This window comes from Monashia sp. HAY1-11D (genome assembly GCF_056868035.1).
Genome location: NZ_CP200320.1, coordinates 3,643,342 through 3,663,944, shown reverse-complemented (window position 1 = coordinate 3,663,944; position 20,603 = coordinate 3,643,342). Strand labels below are relative to the sequence as shown.

Here is a 20,603-nt window from a genome sequence, read left to right as displayed (position 1 = left end):
GCCGAGCTCGACCCGCCCGCGTCACCACGGCTTGGGGTAGGTCTGTCCCGAGTCCCCGGGCAGCACGCGGTCGTCGTCGCCCTGCTGCTGGTTGCGCTCGATGGTGTTCTTGCGCTGCTGCTCCTGGAGGTAGTCCTGCTCCTCCTGGCTCGGGGTCCGACCCGGGTCCGGGGTGGGCGTGGGCTGAGGCGCCGGTCCCGGCTGCGGCGGCTGCTGGTCGCCCTGCCCCTGGTCCGGCGGGGCGTCGGCGTTCTTCTGCTCCATCCGCTGCTGGGCCTGCTCGAGCTGGTCACCGGTCCGACCGCCCTCCGGCGCGTCGCACAACGGCGGGCGGTCCTTCGTGATGCGGATCCCCTTGTCGTAGAACTGCTTCCACTCGTCGGGCCGTTCGCGTGCCTTGGCGGCGTCCCCGAGGGCCTCGTAGGTCAGTCCGAGGTTGACGCGCACCTTGCAGTCGTCGATGCCGCCCTTGGGGACGAGCTCGAAGGCCTGCTCGAACCACGGGCGAGCCAGCTCGTAGTGGCCCGAGAGCACGTGGGCATCGCCCACGGCGAAGGGCGCCCGGAACTGCTCGACGACGTTGACCCAGCCCTGCCGCTGCGCCCACGTCATCGCGCCGTCGGGGTCACCGCTGGTGTACGAGGCGAGCGTGCGGTCGTGGACGAGGTTGAGGGTGAGCAGGCGCACGGCGACGAGCACGAGCAGGACCGCCACGGGCAGCGACGCGAGGACGAGCCGGCGCCGCCGGCGACGCAGGTGTGGCGGTCGCGGCGCCCGGTGGGTCGCGGCCGACCCACCTGCGGCGCCCCGGCCCAGCGCGGACAGTCGCGAGCGCAGGACGGCGAGCACCTGCCGGGACCGGGGCGGGGGCTCGGCTGTCGCTGGCGGGCGGTCGACGAGCGAGGTCATGACCCCACCTCCCTGCGACGACGGGTCTGGGCAAGAGCGGCGGCACCGGTCCCGACGTCCCAGACCGCGATCCCGGCGAGCCCGAGCAGCGGCAGCCAGTAGAGCTCGTGCCGGGCCGCGACCTGCTGCCTCTCGAGCTGCTCGCTCGTGCCGAACGCGTCGAGGTCGACGTCGGCCATCGCGGCGTCGACCGGGTCTCCCGCCTCCCGGTGCACGTACGGCACGCCGAGCTGGGCGGCGATCTGGCGCAGCTCCGGCTCGGAGATGACCGAGCGCGCGTCCTCGCCCGTGGAGGGGTCCTTGATGTAGGAGGCGGACGAGTCGAAGCGCGAGCGCGTGGACTTCATCCGGCCACCCTCGGTCGTGCCGTACCCGAGCACCGCCCCGCCGTTGACGAGGGAGTGGTCGATCGTGAACGGGGCGGGAGGTTCGGGGGCCGTCTGCTCGCCGTCACCGAGGTAGTAGACGATGCGGCCCCGCTCGGGGGTGCGCTTCTGCGCCTGCTCGAGCAGGGTGCCGAGGCGGTCGTTCGCCTCGGTCACCGACGACCCGTGCGAGTACTCGGACGGTTCGGGCAGGAGGCTCTGCAGCGCGGCGTCGAGGGCGTTCGTGTCGGTCGTCAGCGGCAGTCTGACGCGGGCGGCCTGGTCGAAGGTGACGACGCTGTACCGCGCACCCGGGAGCCGCTCGGCGATGTCCGCGATGTCGCTCGCGACGCCCTCGATGCGCGGACGCCCGTCACCGTAGTCCTCGGCGATGATGCTGCTCGTCGTGTCGACGACGAAGTACACGTTGAGGTTGGCGGCCGTCGTGTCGACGCGGTCGCCCGGCACGCCCGGGCGGAGCGCGGCCAGCCCCAGCAGGACGACGGCCGCGGTCAGGCGCCAGTGCGTGGCGCGGGACTCCCCCGGCATCGACCGCGACGACGGGTTCCACCACACGGCTGCCAGGCCCGCCACGGCGAGGACGAGAAGGACGGGCCAGGGCAGGACGGGCAGCAGGGTCACGTCACCCACCTCCGGCTCGCGCCGACGAGGCCCACGAGACCGACGCCCGCGAGGGTGATCGGCAGCGTCGGGTTGTCGGAGTAGAGGGCCCGCGCGGCGGAGTCGATGATCGTCGCCTCCTGCGCCTGGACGGCATCGACGATGCCCCTGACCGCCGAGGGGTCGCCCATCGTGTAGTACTGGCCGGCCGTGCCCGTGACGACCTCGCGCATCTGCTCCGCCTCGTCGTCGGGTCCGTCCTCCTCGGGGTTGAGGCCGTAGACCCGCACGCCCTTGGCCTTGGCCAGCTCGCCGGCCTCCGGCAGGTCGATGATGGGCCGGCCCGCGACGTGGTTGTCGGTGGCGAAGACGACCGACCGAGCGCGCCGGAGGTCGACCCGGTCGAAGCTCGACACGCACGTCGCCAGGCCGTCGCCGATGAGCGAGGTGCCGCGTCCGTTGAAGGTCCCCGCGAAGAACGACTCCTGGTCGGGGTCGCCACCGAGCGCGTCGGAGGCGGTGTCGAGCTCGTCGTTGATGAAGTCGTAGTCGTCGGTGAGGGGGAAGACCGTGGCGGCGGAGGAGTTGAAGATGACCAGGCCGATGCGCTCGCCCTCGAAGCTGCGCACGAGCGTCTTGAACGTGGCGACGAGCTCGGCGTCGTAGGCCGCCATGGACCCGGAGATGTCGAGGCAGAGCAGGATGTCGCGTGAGCGCGTCTGTGGCTTCTCGACCGTCGTGTCGAGGGGGCGCGCGGCGCCGAGGAGCGCCGCGCACGCGAGGAGGGCGGCGCTGCCGGTCAGCACGCCCATGCGCACGCGGTGCACGCGCAGGGCCCGGCGGAACTCCGGCAGTGCGGTGAGGGCCTGGGAGTTGGCCACCGGAGCGCTCGCCCCCCGGGCCCGGCGCCCGATCAGCCGGTAGACCGCCGTCGCCCCCACCGCGGCGACGAGCAGGCCGAGGGTCAGGACCGCGGGCCACTTGAGGTCGAGCGAGGTCACGCCCACCGCGCCACCACCTGCCTGGCCACCTCGCCCGCCCCGACGAGCGTCTGGGTCTCGTGGGGACCGAACTCGCCCGGGTAGAGGCGGCTGACGACCTGTGACACCGGCGAGAACCGCTCCCCCGACGCCGTCAGCTCGGTCAGGGTCATCGTCGGGGCGTGGACGCCGGAGACCTCCTGCACGAAGTGGCGCACGAGGATGCTCAGCTGCTGGTGCGCGCGTCGTTGGGTGATCTCGCCGGCGGCGGCGCGGCGCAGGACGAGGTCGATCTGGCGGGTGTAGTCCGCGCGGAGCCTGGTCAGGCGGTCCGGGGTGACCCGTGGTGGCACGACGACCAGGCGTCGCCGCGTCGACCAGAGCACCCATGCGTACCAGAGGGCGACGAGGGCGAGGGCCGCGAGCCCCAGCCAGACCCACCTCGGGGCGTACGGGTCAGGCGCGTAGAAGCCCGGCGGGGGTGCGTCAGCGACGTGCACGGCGCTGCCTCTCCAGGAGGGCGAACACCGTGGGGACGACCTCGTCGCTCGACCCGAGGCGGGCGTGGTTGATGCCACGGCGGTCGAGGAGACTGGCCGTGCGCTGCACCCGCTCCTGCACGGTGCGCGCGTACGCCGCCCGGACCCGCGGGTCGAGCCGCACCAGCGTCGGCAGGGTGTACGTGTCGGCGACGTCGTAGGTGGTCCGGTCGCCGGCCACGACGGTCGGGTCGGCGTCCTCGACGGTGAGCCAGAGGATCTCGTGCTGGACGTGCAACCGCCGTAGCAGGTCGTCAAGGGCAGGGTCGAGGTCGCGGTCGTCGGCCACGACGAGCAGGACGAGCCGGCGTCGGACGTTGCGCACGACCCAGCGCAGCTGCGTCGCGAGGTTGCTGCCGTCGCCGTCGAGGCGGGTCGCGGCCTCGACGGCGCGCAGGAGCAGCTCGAGGTGCGCCTCGCTGCCGCCCAGCTCGTGGGCGACCGTCGAGGACGCCGTGCCGCGCACGAGCCCGACCAGGTCACCGTGCCGTTGCGCGAGGTAGCCGACGAGACCGGCCGCGGCGATCGCGACGTCCTTCTTCGCCTCGCCGCTGCGGGTCGTGGCCGCCATGCCGCGGCCGGTGTCGACGACGAGCAGGACGTTCTGCTTGCGTGTCGCGACGTAGCGCTTGACGAGGGGAGCCTGGTGGCGGGCCGTGGCCTTCCAGTCGATGTCGCGTACCTCGTCGCCCGGCACGTAGGCGCGCAGGTCGTCGTAGTCGAGGCTGCGGGCGTGGAAGATCGACGCGTCCTCGCCCTCGAGCAGGCTGCGCGACCGGCGTCGGGCGTGGACGAAGAGCTTGCTCTTGACCCGGGTCAGCAGCGTCGTCGGCATCGTGGCTCCCGCCCCGGTCAGGGTGTGCGGATCCCGCCCACCATGGCGTCGATGACGCGCTCGACCGGCACCTCGTCGGCGGCGGCCTCGAACCCGAGCGTGACGCGGTGGCGCAGGACGCGGTGCGTCAGCGCCTTGACGTCGTCGGGCACGACGTGGTTGCGGCCGTCGATGAGGGCCCGCGCCCGGGCGGCGGCGGTGAAGGCGATGCTCGCCCGCGGGCTCGCCCCGAAGTCGACGTAGCCGGCAAGGCGCGGCTCGATGTAGTCGCGCGGGTGGCGCGTGACGTAGGAGATGCCGACGACGTAGTTGACGATCGCCGGGTCGATGTAGACGCGGGACACGAGGGCCTGCAGCTGTTTGACGTCATCGGGCGACACGACGGGCGAGCCGGGCCGGGCGTAGACGCCGGAGTCGATGCGCCGCAGCACCTCGGCCTCCTCGGCCGGGGACGGGTAGTCGAGGACGTCCTTGAGCATGAACCGGTCGAGCTGCGCCTCGGGCAGGGGGTAGGTGCCCTCCTGCTCGATGGGGTTCTGCGTCGCCAGGACGAGGAACGGGTCGGGCAGGGCGTAGCTCCGGTCCCCGATCGAGGTCTGCCGCTCCTGCATCGCCTCGAGCATGGCCGACTGGGTCTTGGCGCTGCTGCGGTTGATCTCGTCGAGGAGGACGAAGTTGGCATGGACCGGGCCGAGCTGGGTCTCGAAGGCGCCCGAGTGCTGGTTGTAGACCTGGGTGCCGACGATGTCGCTCGGCAACAGGTCCGGCGTGCACTGGATGCGGTGGAAACGGCCACCGACCGCCTGGGCGATGGTCTGGGCGGCGGTCGTCTTGGCCAGGCCGGGCACGCTCTCGAGGAGGACGTGCCCACCGGTCAGCAGGGCGATGAGAAGGGTCTCCTGCAGCCGCACCTGCCCGACGACGCGCGACGCGAACGCGGCCGAGATGGCCGCGATCCGGTCGCCCGCCCAGCGCAGCTCGTCGGGCGACAGGTAGCTCGCCGCCGGCACCGTGCGTTCGGGCGCCTCGTCGAGGCGGGCCACCGCCACGTCGTCGTCGGGCACCGCGGGCCCTGCCGACAGGTGGCCGGGCTCGGTGGGCGCCGAGGCATCGGGCCCCGAGCCGTCGGTCGGCACGGCGACGGTGAAGCTGTCGCCACCGGCTCCCAGGCCGGCCGGACGCCTGTCCGGATGCCCGTCCGGGTGACCGTCCGAGGGGCTCTCCGACGGTCCGGCCCACCGCTCGTCGCGCGCGGCGTCCACCGACCCGTCCCCACCGCCGTCGCCCACCTTCGACACCCCTTCTCGACGCAGCCGCCGGAGGGAGCCCCGCCGGCAGGCACATCGTAAGCACGCCACCCCCGGTGGCGTCCTGAGGACGACGCCTCAGGCGTCGATGCGCTCGCGGTCGACGTCGCTCGCGGACTCGACGATGAAGTCCTTGCGCGGGGCCACCTCGTTGCCCATGAGCAGCTCGAAGACCCGCTCGGCCGCCTCGAGGTCGCGCATCGTCACCTGGCGCAGCGTGCGGTGCCGGGGGTCCATCGTCGTGTCGGCCAGCTGGTCGGCGTCCATCTCGCCCAGACCCTTGTAGCGCTGCATCGGCTGCTTGATCTTCTTGCCCAACTTCTCGAGGCGTGCGACGGTCCGGCGCATCTCGAGCTCGTTGTAGGTGTAGATGAGCTCGTTCTTGCGCGCACCGGCGTTGATGACCTCGAGCCGGTGCAGCGGCGGCATCGCCGCGAAGACGCGACCGGCCTCGACGAGCGGACGCATGTACCGGAAGAAGAGGGTCAGCAGCAGGGTGCGGATGTGGGCGCCGTCGACGTCGGCGTCGGTCATGATGATGACCTTGCCGTAGCGGGCCGCCTCCAGGTCGAAGCTGCGGCCGGACCCGGCGCCGATGACCTGGATGATGGAGGCGCACTCGGCGTTCTTCAACATGTCCGAGACGGACGCCTTCTGGACGTTGAGGATCTTGCCGCGGATCGGCAGCAGCGCCTGGAACTCGCTGTTGCGGGCCTCCTTGGCCGTGCCCATGGCGCTGTCGCCCTCGACGATGAACAGCTCGGAGCGGCCCACCTCGGTGGTGCGGCAGTCGCGCAGCTTCGAGGGCAGGCTCGAGCTTCTCGAGGGCGTTCTTGCGACGCTGGGTCTCCTTGTGCAGCCGCGCGCTGATGCGCGACTTCATCTCCGAGACGACCTTCTCCAGCAGCAGGGCGGCCTGTGCCTTGTCGCCACGCTTCGGTGACGTGAGCCGCTCGGTCAGCTCCTTCTCGACGACGCGGGCCACGATGGCGCGCACCGCGTTCGTGCCGAGGACCTCCTTGGTCTGTCCCTCGAACTGCGGCTCGGCGAGCCGGACGGTGACGACCGCCGTCATCCCGGCGAGGACGTCGTCCTTCTCGGGCTTGTCGTTGCCGACCTTGAGCCGGCGCGCGTTGACCTCGAGCTGTCGGCGGAAGACCTTGAGCAGCGCCTGCTCGAAGCCGGCGACGTGGGTGCCGCCCTTGGGCGTCGTGATGATGTTGACGAAGGACTGGACCTTCGTGTCGTAGCCCTGCCCCCACCGCAGCGCCACCTCGACACCGCACTCGCGCTCGAGCTCGGTGGGCGTCATGTGGCCGTTGACGTCGAGGACCGGAACGGTCTCGGTGAAGGTCCCGGAGCCCTCGAGGCGCCACACGTCGGTGATCGGGGTGTCGGGCGCGAGGAACTCGACGAAGTCGGTGATGCCGCCGTCGTGCTGGAACACCTCCTCGATGGGTCCCTCCTCGCCGGGGGTGCGCTTGAGCCGCCGCTCGTCGCGGATGACCAGACGCAGGCCCGGCACGAGGAAGGAGGTCTGGCGGGCCCGTCCGAGGATCGCGTCGTAGTCCAGCTCGGCGTCCTTGAGGAAGATCTGCCGGTCCGGCCAGAACCGCACGCGGGAGCCGGTGACCCCGCGCTTGGCCTTGCCCACGACGGGCAGGGCGCTCTTCTTCTCGTACGGCGTGAAGGACGCGTCGGGCGAGTGGGGGGCGCCCGGGGCGTCGGTGAAGGTGCCGGGCTCGCCCCGGCGGAAGCTCATGCCGTACGTCTTGCCGCCCCGGTCGACCTCGACGTCGAGCCGGGCCGAGAGGGCGTTGACGACGGACGCCCCGACGCCGTGCAGACCACCCGTGGCCGCGTAGGAGGCGCCGCCGAACTTCCCGCCCGCGTGCAGCTTGGTGAAGACGACCTCGACGCCGGACAGTCCCGTGCGCGGCTCGATGTCGACGGGGATGCCCCGGCCGTCGTCGCGCACCTCGATCGACCCGTCGGAGCCGAGGATGACCTCGATGTCGGTGCAGACCCCCGCCAGGGCCTCGTCGACGGCGTTGTCGATGATCTCCCAGAGGCAGTGCATGAGCCCGCGCTGGTCGGTCGAGCCGATGTACATGCCGGGACGCTTGCGCACGGCCTCGAGGCCCTCGAGGACCTGCAGGTGACGCGCGGTGTAGTCGCCGTTGCCGGAGGGAGCGGGGCGGGAGGCGGAGGCCACGGGTGTCGGTTCTCTCTCGTTTCGTCGGAGCTGCTCGCCGGAGGTCGGACCTCGCAGGGGGCTCGGGCCCACCGGCACCCGCAGCCTAGTTCCCCTCGCCGACGACGCCCCGCAGGCTCGCGGCGACCCCTCCGAGGTCGGCCTCCGCGGCCCCTGCCGCCGCGAACCCCGGACAGTCGGTAACGATCCGGGAATCTTGCGAGTGCCTTGCAGCCGAGCGTGCCATCGGGGAAGCATTCCGCGTGATTCACTGTTGGAAGGACCGCGAGAGCAAGGGGCGACGCAGGCGCCCGGAGCCTCGGGCAAGCAGGGATCTCCCTAGGGAGGCCCCGCGAGGAACAGAGAGAAGGCGAGCACTGAGATGACGACAGCACTGGCACCCGAGTTGACTGCAGCAGACCGCTGCGACCGGTGTGGCGCCCAGGCCTACATCCGCGCTCGCCTTGTCGGCGGCGGTGAGCTCCTCTTCTGCGCCCACCACGGACGGCAGCACCTGCCGGCCCTCATGGACAAGGCCGTCGACATCCACGACGAGACGGCCCGGCTCATCGAGACGCCGGCGTCCGCACCCGTCGACGAGCGCTGACCGGGGTCCGGCAGCACAGCGCGGACGCCACGCGTCCCACACCCGCACAGCGGTCCCGACCGGCTGACCCGTGATCACCGAGACGAACCTCGTGATCCTGGGCGTGATGCTGGTCGGGACCGCTGGCGTCGTCGTGCCCGTCCTGCCCGGTCTCGTCCTGGTCTGGGGAGGCGCGCTCGCCTGGGCACTGCTGCGCCAGGACGCCGCCGGCTGGGTCGTGCTCGCCCTCGCGACGGTCGTGTTCGCCGTGGGCCTCACGGCCAAGTACCTCGTGCCGGGCCGGCGCCTGACGCGTCGTGGTGTCGACTCGACGCTCGTGACCGTCGCTGCCCTCGTGGCGGTCGTCGGGTTCTTCGTCGTGCCGGTCGTCGGCGGCCCGCTCGGCTTCGTGCTGACCGTCTACCTGCTCGAGCGCGTCAAGCACCGCGAGCACGCTCGGGCCTGGTCAGCCACCCGGGAGGCCGTGCGTGCAGTCGTCACGAGCATGGGCATCGAGCTGCTCACGGCGCTCGGCATCCTCGCCACCTGGGTCGCGGGGGTCTACCTCACGCGTCCCTGACGTGGCCCTTCTCACAGCCGCCTCTGACACCCGAGCGTCGCGTGACGCACGAAGGCCGCCGTCCCGAGGGAGTGGCGGCCTTCCGTTCGTGCCGGTGCTTCGGTGTCGCTTTCGGTGTCGCTTTCGGTGTCGCTTCGAGTGTCGCTTCCTGCGTCGCTTCCGGTGTCGCCGTCCAGGTCACCACTGGTCGCGGCGACGCTTCTCCCAGCGCTCCTCGAGGCGCTCCATGAACGTGCCCTGCCGAGGGCTGGGGGCGCGGAGCCGACCGCCGGTGCGCGGCTTCGGGGTGCCGTCGGCATCGACGGCGGCCAGCCGCGCCTTGGACGGGGTGATGGCGTAGACGATGCCGGCGACCATGATCGCGAAACCCACCGCACCGAGCCAGATCGTGCTGCTCATCGCGGAGAACACGACGAGCGCGAGGCCCGCCACACCGGCGATGACGCCGGCGACGATCCTGCCTCGCCCGGCACCACGCGACTTGGTCTTGCGGATCCGCGACGCGAAGCGCGGGTCCTCGGCGTAGAGGGCCTCCTCCATCTGCTGGAGCAGGGCTTCCTCGTGTTCCGAGAGTGCCACTCGGCACCTCCCTGTGCGATCTCGACTGTCACCGAATCGTAGGCCGGTGAGAGCCGACGGGGTTTCTTTCCTTCAGGATAGGTCGCGCGTCTCACGTTGGGAACCCGAGGTCGGCTCACGCATGAGGCTCGCCGGACGGACCGACCCGGCACCGAACCGGGCGCTCGCCCGGTCGACGGCACGGTCGGCGTCGCGCCACCCCTTCTCCGGCTCGTCGAGGCGCGCCTGGATGGGGGCGTTCTCGGTCGGCACGAGCCCCTCGAGGCGCACGCCGACGAGCCGGATGCGGGCCCGCTGGAGCCCGAGCCGGTCGTAGAGGCTCACGTGCGGTGGCGTAGATGTCGCGCGAGACGTCGGTGTGGTGGCGCAGCGTCCTGGCCCGCGTGATCGTCGTGAAGTCGGCGAACCGGACCTTGATCGACACGGTGCGCCCCGACATCCCGGCCGACCGGGCCCGGGCGGCGGTCCGGTCGGCGAGCCGGAGCAGCTCGCGGTGGATGCGCACCGGGTCGTCGATGTCGTGGGCGAAGGTCTCGTCGGCGCCGATCGACTTCTCGCGCCGCTCGGGCACGACCCGGCGCGGGTCGCGACCCCACGCGAGGTCGTGCAGGCTCAGGCCGGCGACGTCGCCGAGGGCCCGCTGGAGGGTCTCGACCGGGGTGTGGGCCAGGTCGGCGACCGTGCGCAGGCCGAGGCGGTGCAGGTGCTCCTCGGTCTTGTCGCCGACACCCCAGATGGCGGCGACGGGCAGCTGGTGGATGAACGAGACGACCTCGTCACGGGGCACGACGAGGAGGCCGTCGGGCTTGGCGAGGTTCGAGGCGAGCTTGGCCACGAACTTCGTCGGCGCGACCCCGACCGAGCACGTGATCCCCTGCTCGTCGGCGATCGTGTCGCGCAGCCGTTGGGCGATCCGGGTCGGGCTGCCGAGCCGCCGCACCGCCCCGGCCACGTCGAGGAAGGCCTCGTCGAGGGAGAGTGGCTCGACGGAGTCGGTGACCGTCTCGAAGGTGGCCATGACGGCGTCGGAGATGGCCGCGTAGCGCCGGTGGTCCGGCTCGATGACGACGGCCTGCGGGCACAGCCGCCGCGCGCGGGCCATCGGCATCGCGGACGTCACGCCGAACGCGCGGGCCTCGTACGTCGCGGACAGGACCACCGAACGACCACCCGCTCCCCCGATGATGACGGGCTTGCCGCGCAGGTCGGGCCGGGAGATGAGCGAGGCCGACGCGTAGAAGGCGTCCATGTCGACGTGCAGGACGGTGCACCCGGTGTCGTCGGGTGGCTGCCCGTCCGGCCGGAGCGGGGCGGTGAACTGGCGCCGGCTCACCGGGACCCCACCGTCGCGAGCCCGGCCCCGGCGAACCCGTCAGTCGCGGTGGGCGACGACGTGCAGGGCATTGCCGAGCGTCCGCAGGAACTCGCGGCCGGGACCGGAGACGAGCAGGTCGTCGAGCTCGGTGAGCGCCGCGCGGTCGGCGTCGGAGTCGACGAGAGAGGCCGGCACGAGGTGCCCGACGATGTCGGTGCCACGGACCTGGACGCGGGTGAACCCGGCGTCGAGCAGGAGCGCCTCGAGCCGCTCGGCGTCGAAGCGGCGGGGAAGCGGGTCGGTTCCGCCCCACCGGCCGGACGGGTCGACGAGTGCCGCCCGGGCCTGGGAGAACTCGCCGGCGATCGCCTTGGCGAACACGACGGCGAGCCGGCCGGACACGAGCAGCGACAGGACGCCGCCCGGACGCAGCGCCGCGGCCAGCGCGCGCAGGGTGGCCGCGGGGTCGTCGACGAACTCGAGGGTTCCGTGGCAGCAGGCGAGGTCGACGGACCGGTCGGCCAGGACGCTCGCCAGGGTGTCGCCGTCGCCCTGCACGCCGGTGACGCGGTCGACGATGCCGGCCTCGCGGGCGCGCCGGGCCAGGGCTGCCAGCGCGTCGGGGCTGGGGTCGACGACGGTGACGCGGTGCCCGGCCACGGCGAGCGGGACGGCGACCCCACCGGTGCCGCCACCGAGGTCGAGGACGTCGAGCGGGCGTCCGAGGTCCTCGGCGTGGTCGCTCGCGATGCGTCCGACCGCCGACACGACGGCCGAGGGCCGGGCCCCGCCGCGTCGCTGGGGGCGCTGCTCGTCGGGCACGGTGTCCTCCGTCGGGGGGCTCGCTCGCCCCGGACGTCGGTCGGGGCGACGCGGCCGGTGACGTGCATGGCGGGCACGGCTGGCACGGCGGGCGCGACGGACAGGCCGACGACGGGGTCGATGTGGTGGTTCGGGTGCATCCTCACCCTAGTGCCCCGAGCTTCCCGGGCTCGCGTGCCACAGCTTGCGTGGCGGGCCGCCGGTGGGGCCGCCACCGGTGGCAGCGGCGCCGCCGAACGGGTCGGGCGGGACGAGCCCGGCCGTGCCGCGGGCGCCGCGCACCTCCTCGCCTGCCGGGCGGATGTCCGCGTACGGCGACTGCTTGAACCCCGACGCGTGGACGAGGACGCGTCGACCCTCCGCGGTCTCCCCGACGCCGGACCCCGGTCCCTCGAGGGCCCCGGCGCGCTCCCACGCCGCCCGGTCGGCCTCCTCGAGCGCCGCGTGGACGGCCTCGAGGCCGCCGGTGGTCCAGGCCTCCTGGAGCGCGGAGAGCTCCCAGGCTCCGGTGGCCCGGATCGAGACGCCGCGCGGACCGGTGCGGCGCACGAGGCCGCGGGCGAGGATGAGCCACGAGTGGAACACCGTCGCCGCGTACGGGCCCTGGACGTCCTCGAAGAAGGTGAGGTCGGCGGGACCGGTCGCGTCGTCGAGGGTGAGGAACACGACGCGGCGCCCGGTGCGGATCGGCGGGGTCTGGGTCGCCACCTTGACCCCGGCGACCCACACCTCGCGGCCGCTGCGACCGTCGAGGAGGTCACGGGCCTTCGTGACGCCGAGGGCGTCGAGCAGTGGCCGGTAGAAGTCGACGACGTGGCCGGACGCGTCGAGGCCGAGCACCTCGAGCTCGGCCCGGACGCGTTCCGGGCCGGTCATCTCGGGCAGGCCGCTCGTCGCCGTGAGCCGGGGCGCGTCACCGAGGTCGAGCGTCAGCTGGGTGGCGAGGTGCTCGGGGGCGCCCGACGACGCCTGCGACTGTGCCGCGGCGAGGGCGCGGATGTCGCCGGTGGCCGACACCGACGTGACCCGTCCGCGGGACCGGCTCGCGGCCGCGACGCGCCGGCTCGACCGGCGTTGCGAGGAGGACCACCGGTCGAGCTCGGCGACGTGCAGGAGCAGGTCACGCCGGGTGACCCGGCCTCGCCGACCGAGGCCGCTGCGGGCCCGGCGCGTCAACCCGCCGGCGTCGTCGAGTCGGGAGGGTCCGACGAGGTCGATGTCGTGGATCGTGTCGAACGCCCCGGCGAGGACGAGCTTCTCGGCGACGGGCCGCGACACCTGCGCCCGTTGCCAGAAGTCGGACAGGCTCGAGTACGGCTGGCCGGCGACGATGCGGGCGACCTCGGCCTCGCTGATGCCGTGCACGTCGGCGAGCGAGAGGCGGATGGCCTCGCCGCCGTCCTCGGTGCGCTCGAACCGGTACGTGCCGGTGGAGGCGTTGACGTCGAGGCCGAGGATCGTGACGCCGAAGGCGCGGGCGTCGTCGAGGATGAGCCGCTTGGGGTACATGCCGGGGTCGTGGGTGAGGACGCCCGCGAGGAACGCGGCCGGGTGGTGCGCCTTGAGGAAGGCCGACTGGTAGGTCGGCAGCGCGAAGGCCGCCGCGTGCGCCTTGCAGAACCCGAACGAGGCGAACGCCTTGAGGACCTCCCAGATGCGGTCGACGTCCTCGGGGGCGTAGCCGCGCGCCCTCGCCGCCGGACGCCACCACGCCTCGACCTCCAGCTGCCCGGCCGGGCTGCCGAGGGCGCGGCGCACCTCGTCGGCCTGGGCGAGGCTGACGCCGGTGGTCTCGGCGACGATCTTGAGGACCTGCTCGTGGAAGACGACGACGCCCTCGGTCTCCTCGAGCGCGGGCACGAGCGTCGGGTGCAGGTACGCCGGCTCCTTCCACCCCTGGCGGGCGTTGAGGAACGGCACGATCATGTCGCTCTTGACCGGTCCCGGGCGGAACAGCGAGATGTCGACGATGAGGTCCTCGAAGGTCTGCGGGCCGAACTTGCCGATGAGCTCGCGCTGGCCGGGGCTCTCGATCTGGAAGCAGCCGAGGGTGCGGGTCGAGCGGATCATCTCGAAGGTCGGCTCGTCGTCGAAGGGCACCTGCTCCTCGTCGTCGAGGTCGACCCGGACGCCGTCGACCCGCTCGACCTCCTCGACGGCGTGCGCCATCGCCGACTGCATCCGGATGCCGAGGACGTCGAGCTTGAGCAGGCCCATCTCCTCGACGTCGTCCTTGTCGAACTGGCTCATCGGGAAGCCGAGCCAGCTGGCCTCCACGGGCGTGCGGTCCAGGAGCGCGGAGTCGGACAGGACGACGCCGCACGGGTGCAGCGCGATGTGCCGTGGCAGGCCGTCGAGCCGCTCGACGATGTCGAACATCAGCTGCAGGCGCGGCACGTCGAGACCCGACGCGCGCAGCTCGGGCAGCTCGGCGAGGGCGTGGCGCACGTTGCGGGCGGCGATGTGCGGGAAGGCCTTGGCCATGGCGTCGATCTCGGGCGGCGGCAGGCCGAGCGCCGCACCTGCGTCGCGGATCGCGTGGCGCACCCGGTAGGTGTCCATCATCGAGACGCACGTGACGCGGTCGCCCCCGAAGTGGTCGAGGATCCGCTCGTAGATCTCGGTGCGGCGGGCCGACTCGACGTCGATGTCGATGTCGGGCAGCTCGGCGCGCAGCGGTGAGCAGAACCGCTCCATGAGCAGGCCGTGGCGCATCGGGTCGACGCCGGAGATGCCGAGCAGGTAGTTGACGAGCGACCCGGCGCCCGAGCCGCGGGCCGCGACGCGCACGCCCATCTCGCGGACGAGGTCGCACACCTGGGCGACGGTGAGGAAGTACGTCGCGTAGCCGAGGGTCTCGATGACGCCGAGCTCGTCCTCGAGACGGTCGCCGACGGCGGCGAGCCCGGACCCGGACCGGTCGGGGTAGCGGGTCGCGATCGACTCGCGGCAGCGTCGGGCGAGCACGTGCTGCGGGTCGGTGCCCGCGCTGATGCCGAGGACGTCGGGCTCGGGCAGGTGCACCGAGCCGATGCCGAGGTCTGCACGCGGGTCCTGGACGCACTCGGTGGCGAGGGCGGTCGTGCGCGCGACGAGCTCGTGGGCCTGCTCGCGGGCGAGCGCCCCGCCGCCGACGAGCCCCGGGCCCGACACCTGGACGACGTCGCGGGCGAGGGCGTGCATGACCGGCGTCGGCGCGAGGTGGCCGGCGGTCGTGACGCGGTCCAGGTGGCGCGCGTCGAGCGCGACGAGGCGCCGGGCCGCGTCGAGGACGTCGACGACGGCGGCGTCCTGCGGGTCGGCGTGGCGCACCGCCGCGGTGATGACGCTCGGCACGCCGACCTCGCGGGCGAGGGAGAGCATCCGGCCGGCCTGGCCGAGGCTGGCCGGCAGGTGCTCGGGACCGCCGTGGCACACGACCTCCACGACGAGGCCACCGGGCGGCAGCAGCGCGACCCATCGCTCGAGGGCCGCCCGTGCATCGCCGTGTCGCCGGGCGAGGACCGCGCGGCCGACGTCGGAGTCGGGGCCGAGGAGGACGACGAGCGGTGCGGGTCCGGCGTCCGCCCGCCTTGACGGGTCGACACCGGAGGTGACGGGCAGGGTCCCGGGGCCGGGGGTCCCACCCTCCCCCGACGGGAGCGGGCCGCCGGGGCGCGCGTGCTCCGCGAGGAGCTCGGGCGTCGTGACCGGGGTGCCCCGCTCGCCCCGCAGGTGGGTCGCCGTGACGAGCCGGCACAGGGCGGCCCACCCGAGGCCGGGCGGCAGCCCCGCGGCCCGGCCACGGGCGAGGACGGTGACGCGCGGCAGGCGCGGGTCGACGAGAGCACCCCCGCGAACCGGCGTGCGGCTGTGCTCGGACCGACGCGGGCGACCGGTCGGGCCGGTGCGCGGCGGCTCGAGGGCGAGGTCGACACCGAGGACGGGGGCGACGTCGTGCTCCATGCAGGCGCGGACGAACTTGACCGCGCCGTAGAGCCCGTCGCGGTCGGTGAGGGCGAGCGCCGGCTGGCCCCAGGCGGCGGCCCGCTCGACGAGCTGGCGGGGTGTCGCGGTGCCGTAGCGCATCGAGTAGCCGCTCGCGACGTGCAGGTGCACGAAGCTGTCGCCGACGCGGCCGGCTCCCGCCCCGGACCTCGGGCCGACCCCCCGGGGCGTCGTGCTGGTGGTCGTGCTGGTGGTCGTGCTCGTCATGCCCCGCTCGCACGGCTCCTCGGCCCGGACGAGACCGGGGTGATGGTCCGCGGCAGCGGGACGGCGATCGGCACGCCGAGCAGGTCCTGGACGATCTCGAGGAACATCTCGGCCTGCCGGAGCAGGTCGTCGGCCTCGCGCGGCGCGATGTGGCCCCCGCGGTCGACGACGGACCGGCGTGCGGAGCACGCGGCGAAGAACGCGGCCCACTCCCCCAGCTCGGGGGCGACGAGGGGCAGCACCTGCCAGACGCTGCGGGGTCGGGACCGCGGCGTCGGCGCCGTCCGGGCCGCGACCAGCGCGGCGGCGGCGCGCAGGGCCCCGAGGTGGGCGTCGCGGTAGCGCTCGGTGGCCTCGCTCACGCGGCAGGCCGACTCGAGGCTGCCCCTCGAGCGGTCGAGCAGGGTGAGCACGGCGACGGAGATGGGCGGGCGGTGCAACGGTGCGGTGGCCACGGGTCGGCTCCTCTCGACAGGCGCGGGTACAGGCGCGGGTACAGGCGCGGGTACAAGCGCGGGGACGGTGGCTGGTGGGGCGGGCATCAGTCGGCGACCCGGACGAGCGACCAGCGGTCACCGCGGGGGGACGCGTCGTGGGCGAGGTCGTAGACCCCGGGCGTGAACGACCACCCGGGGCTCGCCTCGACCCGCCAGACGTGCTGCTCGCTCGCGGCGGCGAGGAGCGTCTCGCCGGGGCGCACCTGCGCCTCCTCGGCGTCGAGGGCGTCGTGCCACCACGCCCGCCGCTCCCGCCACTGCGCGAGGACCTCCCGCACGACGTAGAGGCGGCCCTTCCAGATGAAGGCCTCGGGCCGCTCCCGGGCGGCGCCGTCGACCGGAGCCTCACCCGGACCTGCATCCGGGCCTGCACCTGCACCTGCACCGGCCCGGGAGGCACCCGTCACCTGGGATCCGTCCTGCTCGAACCGGACCCTGACCTGCACTGCATCACTGAACCTGCGCACCACGACACGTCTCCCTCGGACACGTCGAGGCGGGAGGTCACGACCCTGGCTGCCCGCGCCCCACACGGACGGCCGACACCCCAACCGACGACTGGACTGAACGATGAACACTCGAACACCTGTTCGAACTCGACCAGCGTAACCCCTGCCGCCGACACCGTGTCAAGGCGATCCGACGGCCGGCGGCGCAGGCCGTGTTTGCTCACGTTCGGGGCGGTTTGCGTGGACCTGAGTACCGGTGCTCAAGTCCACGTGGACGTGCTCGACCAGAGTGGGTCACCACGGGTCCGGCCCGTGGCCGGAAGGGCGCAGGGGTCCCGTCCGTCCAGGGCCCGGGCCCGTCTCTCGTGCGCGCCCACCCGGCAGGGCAGCGCCCCACCCGGCAGGGCAGCGCCCCGACCGGCCGTCCTCGCAGCCCTTGCGCGCACCTCGGGATTACGGGACGGTCGGCAGCGTTGGACCGAGGCTCGGCCGTCCGGCCGCGCCTGGACCCCGCCGCCCCCGCAGGCCGGCTTGGACGAAGGAGTGACGTGGGAGCCGAGCTCATCCCCCTGGCCTTCACCACCGGGTGGGGCAGCGGCATCAACGCGTACGCGGTCGTGCTCGTCCTCGGCCTCGCCGACCGCCTCTTCAACCTCGGACAGGTCCCCGACGCGCTCGCCCGCACCGACGTCCTCGTCGGTGCGGCGGTCCTCTTCCTCCTCGAGCTCGTCGCCGACAAGATCCCCTACGTCGACTCGGTCTGGGACTCGGTCCACACCGTCGTGCGGCCCGCCGTCGGGGCCACGATCGGCTACCTCATCGGCCACGAGACCGCGAGCCTCGATGCCGCCGTCGGTGCTGCCACCGGTGGCGTCACGGCCCTGGTCTCACACGGCGTCAAGGCCGGACTGCGGGGCATCGTCAACACCTCGCCCGAGCCCGCCAGCACCATCGTCGTCAGCACGGGCGAGGACGTCACCGTCACCGGCGTCATGGCCCTGGCGATCGCCCACCCCTGGGCGGCTGCGACAACCGCGCTGCTGCTCCTCGCGGCCGGGGGGCTGCTCGTGTGGACGCTCGCCGGGCGCCTGCGCCGGCTCAAGCGGCGCTACGACGCATGGGGCGAGCGGGTCGGCATCGCCGTCCCGACCGCGGCGCCGCCGACGGCTCCGCCGGGCCGCCGGCCGGGCCGCGCCCGCCCGACGCGTCCGCCGGCCCCGGACGAGGCCTCCGAGGACCCGCCGGCCTGACCCGGCGACGCTCGAGGCCGTCGACCGACGCCGCTGCCGACCCTCAGAGCCGGCCGAAGACCTCGAGCGTCGCCGACGAGCGGTTCATCGTGATGAAGTGGATGCCCGGCGCACCCTCGTCGAGGAGGCGCCGCGCGGACTCGGTGGCGATGGCCAGGCCCTCGGCCCGCACGCCCTCCGCGTCGTCCCCGAGCCGGTCGAGGCGGTCGGTGACGGCAGCCGGCATCGGCTGGCCGGCCAGCTGGGCCATGCGCACGACCTGGCGCGCGTTCGTGATCGGCATGATCGCCGGCACGACGGGAAGCTGCGACCCGCGCCGGGCCAGCTCGTCGCGCAGCCGCAGGTAGTTGTCGACGTCGAAGACCATCTGGGTGATGGCGAACTGCGCCCCGGCGCGCTCCTTGCGGATCAGCGTCTCGGCGTCCTCGGCGGGGTCGCGCGACTCGGGGTGACGGTCGGGGAACGCCGCGACCCCGACCGTGAAGTCGCCGAGCCCGCGGACCAGCGCGACGAGCTCGTCGGCGTGGTCGAGCCCCTCCGGGTGGGCGACCCACGGCTGCCCGAGGCCCCCCTGCGGGTCACCGCGCAGGGCCAGGATGTTGCGCACCCCCGCCGAGGCGTACGCCCCGACGATGCCGCGCAGCTCGGACACCGAGTGCCCGACGCAGGTCAGGTGCGCCATCGGCGTCAGCGTCGTCTCCTCGAGGATCCGCTGGGTCAGGCGCACCGTGCGGTCCCGGGTGCTGCCCCCCGCGCCGTAGGTGATCGACACGAAGCTCGGCGAGATCTTCTCGAGGTGCCGGACCGCCTGCCACAGCTGCACCTCGGCCGCGTCGTCCTTCGGGGGGAAGAACTCGAAGCTGAAGGTGGGGGTGTCGGCCTCGATGAGCGCCGGGATGGACCGGGTGAACCGCTCCGCCCGAGCCATCGAGGATGCGGTGCCGTGCGCCATGCCGCTCACCCTAGGCGGCCCCCGTCCGGGGTGTGTGGGCTGTTCACGGGGCGGTCGGACGCCCGCGTAGGCTGACCACGATTCCCGACTCGATGGAGGAGCCCGTGCAGACCCCCACCGACCTCGACGTGCTGCGCCGTCGGGTGCAGCACGCGATCGACGGCCAGGTCGCGGGGGCGACGCAGGCGCTCGCCGCCATCGGTGAGGAGACCGCGCCCCTCGTGTCCGCCGTCTCGGGCCTGCTGTCCGGGGGGAAGGGCCTGCGCGCCGGCTTCCTCTACTGGGGCTACCGCGCGGCCGGGGGCGCCGACTCCGACGCACTCGTGCGGCTCGCGGCGAGCATGGAGTTCTTCCAGGCCGCTGCGCTGCTGCACGACGACGTCATGGACCGCAGCGACACCCGCCGCGGCAAGCCCTCGGCCCACCGGGCGGTCGCCTCGCTCCACACCGACCACGGCTGGTCCGGCGACTCCGACCGTTTCGGGGAGGGCGCGGCGATCCTCGCCGGCGACCTGTGCCTCACGTGGTGCGACGAGCTCTACTCGTCGTGCGGCCTGCCGGCCACCGATCTGGCCCGGGGCCGGGGCCTGTTCGACCTCATGCGGACCCAGCTCATGGGTGGGCAGTTCCTCGACCTGCTCGAGTCGGCCCGCGGCTGGGACGGTCTCGACCTCGAGGCGCGGGTCGCCTCGGCCCGCAAGGTGATCCGCTTCAAGAGCGCCAAGTACACGATCGAGCACCCGCTGCTCATCGGCGCCCTCGTCGGCGGAGCACCCGAGGACGCCCTCGAGCCGCTGTCCGACTACGGCCTGGCGCTCGGCGAGGCGTTCCAGCTCCGTGACGACCTCCTCGGCGTCTTCGGCGACCCCGAGGCCACCGGCAAGCCGGCCGGCGACGACCTGCGCGAGGGCAAGCGGACCGTCCTGCTCGCGCACGCCCTCGATGCGGCGTCGGAGCCGGACCGCCGTCTCGTGGAGGGGCTGCTCGGCCGCGACGACCTCGACCTCGCCGGCGTCGAGTCGATCCGCGAGGTGCTCGTCCGCACCGGAGCCGTCGAGCGCGTCGAGGCGCTCATCGGCGAGCTCGCCGAGGCGTCGGGCACGGCCGTGGCGCGGGCCCGGGACACCGGGGTCCTCGCCGACGAGGCCCTCGGCGTCCTCGAGGGCCTCGTCGCGGTCTCGACGGCCCGCCACTCCTGACCGCCACTCCTGACCGCCGCGCCTGACCGACACGTCAGAAGGCGAGCTCCTGGGCGCGCCGGCGGATCTCGGTCTTGTGACCGGCGCGCAGGGCGTCGATCGGGGCCCCCTCGACGGGCAGCGTCGGGTCCGGGGTGAAGAGCCAGGTGATGATCTCGTCGTCGTGCATGCCGCCGTCGGCCAGCACCGTGAAGGTGCCGCGCAGCTCGGGCCGCGGGCCCTCGTCGTCGAGGAACTTCGCCGGCACGGACTGGACGTGGCGCTCCCCGACGCGCGCGGCGAGGAGCTCGCGGTCGGCGATGAGGCGACGCACGCGCGCCAGCGGCACCCCGAGCCGTTCGGCGACGTCGGGCACCGTCAGCCACTCCCCGACGAGGCGCTCGAGGTCGTGCGACGGACCCGTCTCAGGAACGGCGTCGGAAACGGCGTC

General features: G+C 73.5%; 17 protein-coding genes and 2 pseudogenes. 4 read left to right on the top strand and 15 right to left on the bottom strand.

The genetic code is table 11. The features are described 5' to 3' along the window. Positions 1-21: 21 nt before the first annotated feature. The 7 genes and pseudogenes from AC1VM9_RS16960 to AC1VM9_RS16930 all read right to left on the bottom strand — a co-directional run bounded on the left by AC1VM9_RS16960 (position 22) and on the right by AC1VM9_RS16930 (position 7,771). Complete coding sequence (locus tag AC1VM9_RS16960) at positions 22-909, bottom strand: hypothetical protein (protein ID WP_483123480.1); 888 nt, start codon at positions 907-909, stop codon at positions 22-24. Next, the gene (locus tag AC1VM9_RS16955; RefSeq protein ID WP_483123479.1) at positions 906-1,916 is read right to left on the bottom strand and encodes a vWA domain-containing protein; all 1,011 of its coding nucleotides are present in this window, start codon (positions 1,914-1,916) and stop codon (positions 906-908) included. Before AC1VM9_RS16955 ends, AC1VM9_RS16960 begins: the two co-directional genes overlap by 4 nt. Then, positions 1,913-2,896, bottom strand: coding sequence for a VWA domain-containing protein (locus AC1VM9_RS16950; protein ID WP_481341015.1), 984 nt, complete (start codon positions 2,894-2,896; stop codon positions 1,913-1,915). The genes AC1VM9_RS16955 and AC1VM9_RS16950 overlap by 4 nt, the downstream gene beginning before the upstream one ends. After that, entirely contained in the window at positions 2,893-3,375 is a 483-nt protein-coding gene (locus AC1VM9_RS16945; protein WP_483123478.1) for a hypothetical protein, read from the bottom strand. Before AC1VM9_RS16945 ends, AC1VM9_RS16950 begins: the two co-directional genes overlap by 4 nt. Next, positions 3,362-4,249, bottom strand: coding sequence for a DUF58 domain-containing protein (locus AC1VM9_RS16940; protein ID WP_483123477.1), 888 nt, complete (start codon positions 4,247-4,249; stop codon positions 3,362-3,364). Before AC1VM9_RS16940 ends, AC1VM9_RS16945 begins: the two co-directional genes overlap by 14 nt. 17 nt (positions 4,250-4,266) lie before the next feature. Then, complete coding sequence (locus tag AC1VM9_RS16935; RefSeq protein WP_481341034.1) at positions 4,267-5,292, bottom strand: AAA family ATPase; 1,026 nt, start codon at positions 5,290-5,292, stop codon at positions 4,267-4,269. 342 nt (positions 5,293-5,634) lie between these two features. Beyond that, positions 5,635-7,771 (bottom strand): annotated as a pseudogene (locus tag AC1VM9_RS16930) (DNA gyrase/topoisomerase IV subunit B). A gap of 361 nt (positions 7,772-8,132) precedes the next feature. On the opposite strand from AC1VM9_RS16930, the gene AC1VM9_RS16925 reads away from it, so the two are divergent. Next, entirely contained in the window at positions 8,133-8,357 is a 225-nt protein-coding gene (locus AC1VM9_RS16925) for a DUF7455 domain-containing protein (RefSeq protein WP_481341019.1), read from the top strand. A gap of 70 nt (positions 8,358-8,427) precedes the next feature. Beyond that, on the top strand, positions 8,428-8,916 hold the full coding sequence (locus tag AC1VM9_RS16920; RefSeq protein ID WP_481345205.1) for a DUF456 domain-containing protein: 489 nt from the start codon (positions 8,428-8,430) through the stop codon (positions 8,914-8,916). 177 nt (positions 8,917-9,093) lie between these two features. On the opposite strand, the gene AC1VM9_RS16915 is transcribed toward AC1VM9_RS16920, so the two are convergent. The 6 genes and pseudogenes from AC1VM9_RS16915 to AC1VM9_RS16890 all read right to left on the bottom strand — a co-directional run bounded on the left by AC1VM9_RS16915 (position 9,094) and on the right by AC1VM9_RS16890 (position 16,793). Continuing rightward, positions 9,094-9,495: a DUF3040 domain-containing protein gene (locus AC1VM9_RS16915; RefSeq protein ID WP_481341021.1), complete on the bottom strand. Its 402-nt coding sequence runs from the start codon at positions 9,493-9,495 to the stop codon at positions 9,094-9,096. Positions 9,496-9,567: 72 nt separating this feature from the next. After that, a pseudogene (gene dinB / locus AC1VM9_RS16910) lies at positions 9,568-10,828 on the bottom strand (DNA polymerase IV). A 39-nt stretch (positions 10,829-10,867) separates the two neighbouring features. Then, a complete protein-coding gene (locus tag AC1VM9_RS16905) occupies positions 10,868-11,632 on the bottom strand; it encodes a class I SAM-dependent methyltransferase (protein ID WP_481341023.1) in 765 nt (254 codons plus the stop codon). 147 nt (positions 11,633-11,779) lie between these two features. Beyond that, complete coding sequence (locus AC1VM9_RS16900; RefSeq protein WP_483124039.1) at positions 11,780-15,700, bottom strand: DNA polymerase III subunit alpha; 3,921 nt, start codon at positions 15,698-15,700, stop codon at positions 11,780-11,782. 122 nt (positions 15,701-15,822) lie between these two features. Beyond that, a complete protein-coding gene (locus AC1VM9_RS16895; RefSeq protein WP_481341024.1) occupies positions 15,823-16,281 on the bottom strand; it encodes an SAV_6107 family HEPN domain-containing protein in 459 nt (152 codons plus the stop codon). An 86-nt stretch (positions 16,282-16,367) separates the two neighbouring features. After that, positions 16,368-16,793, bottom strand: coding sequence for a DUF6504 family protein (locus tag AC1VM9_RS16890; RefSeq protein ID WP_483123475.1), 426 nt, complete (start codon positions 16,791-16,793; stop codon positions 16,368-16,370). A gap of 527 nt (positions 16,794-17,320) precedes the next feature. On the opposite strand from AC1VM9_RS16890, the gene AC1VM9_RS16885 reads away from it, so the two are divergent. Continuing rightward, positions 17,321-18,022: a DUF4126 domain-containing protein gene (locus AC1VM9_RS16885; RefSeq protein ID WP_483123473.1), complete on the top strand. Its 702-nt coding sequence runs from the start codon at positions 17,321-17,323 to the stop codon at positions 18,020-18,022. Positions 18,023-18,065: 43 nt separating this feature from the next. Here AC1VM9_RS16885 and metF read toward each other — a convergent pair whose 3' ends face one another. Beyond that, entirely contained in the window at positions 18,066-18,974 is a 909-nt protein-coding gene (metF, locus tag AC1VM9_RS16880; RefSeq protein WP_481341027.1) for a methylenetetrahydrofolate reductase [NAD(P)H], read from the bottom strand. Between the two features lie 92 nt (positions 18,975-19,066). On the opposite strand from metF, the gene AC1VM9_RS16875 reads away from it, so the two are divergent. Next, on the top strand, positions 19,067-20,173 hold the full coding sequence (locus AC1VM9_RS16875) for a polyprenyl synthetase family protein (RefSeq protein ID WP_481341028.1): 1,107 nt from the start codon (positions 19,067-19,069) through the stop codon (positions 20,171-20,173). 34 nt (positions 20,174-20,207) lie between these two features. Here the strand turns inward: AC1VM9_RS16875 and AC1VM9_RS16870 are convergent, their stop codons facing one another. Continuing rightward, positions 20,208-20,534 carry an Rv2175c family DNA-binding protein gene (locus AC1VM9_RS16870; RefSeq protein WP_481341036.1) on the bottom strand — a complete coding sequence of 109 codons (327 nt, stop codon included), beginning with the start codon at positions 20,532-20,534 and terminating at the stop codon, positions 20,208-20,210. Positions 20,535-20,603: the final 69 nt, after the last annotated feature.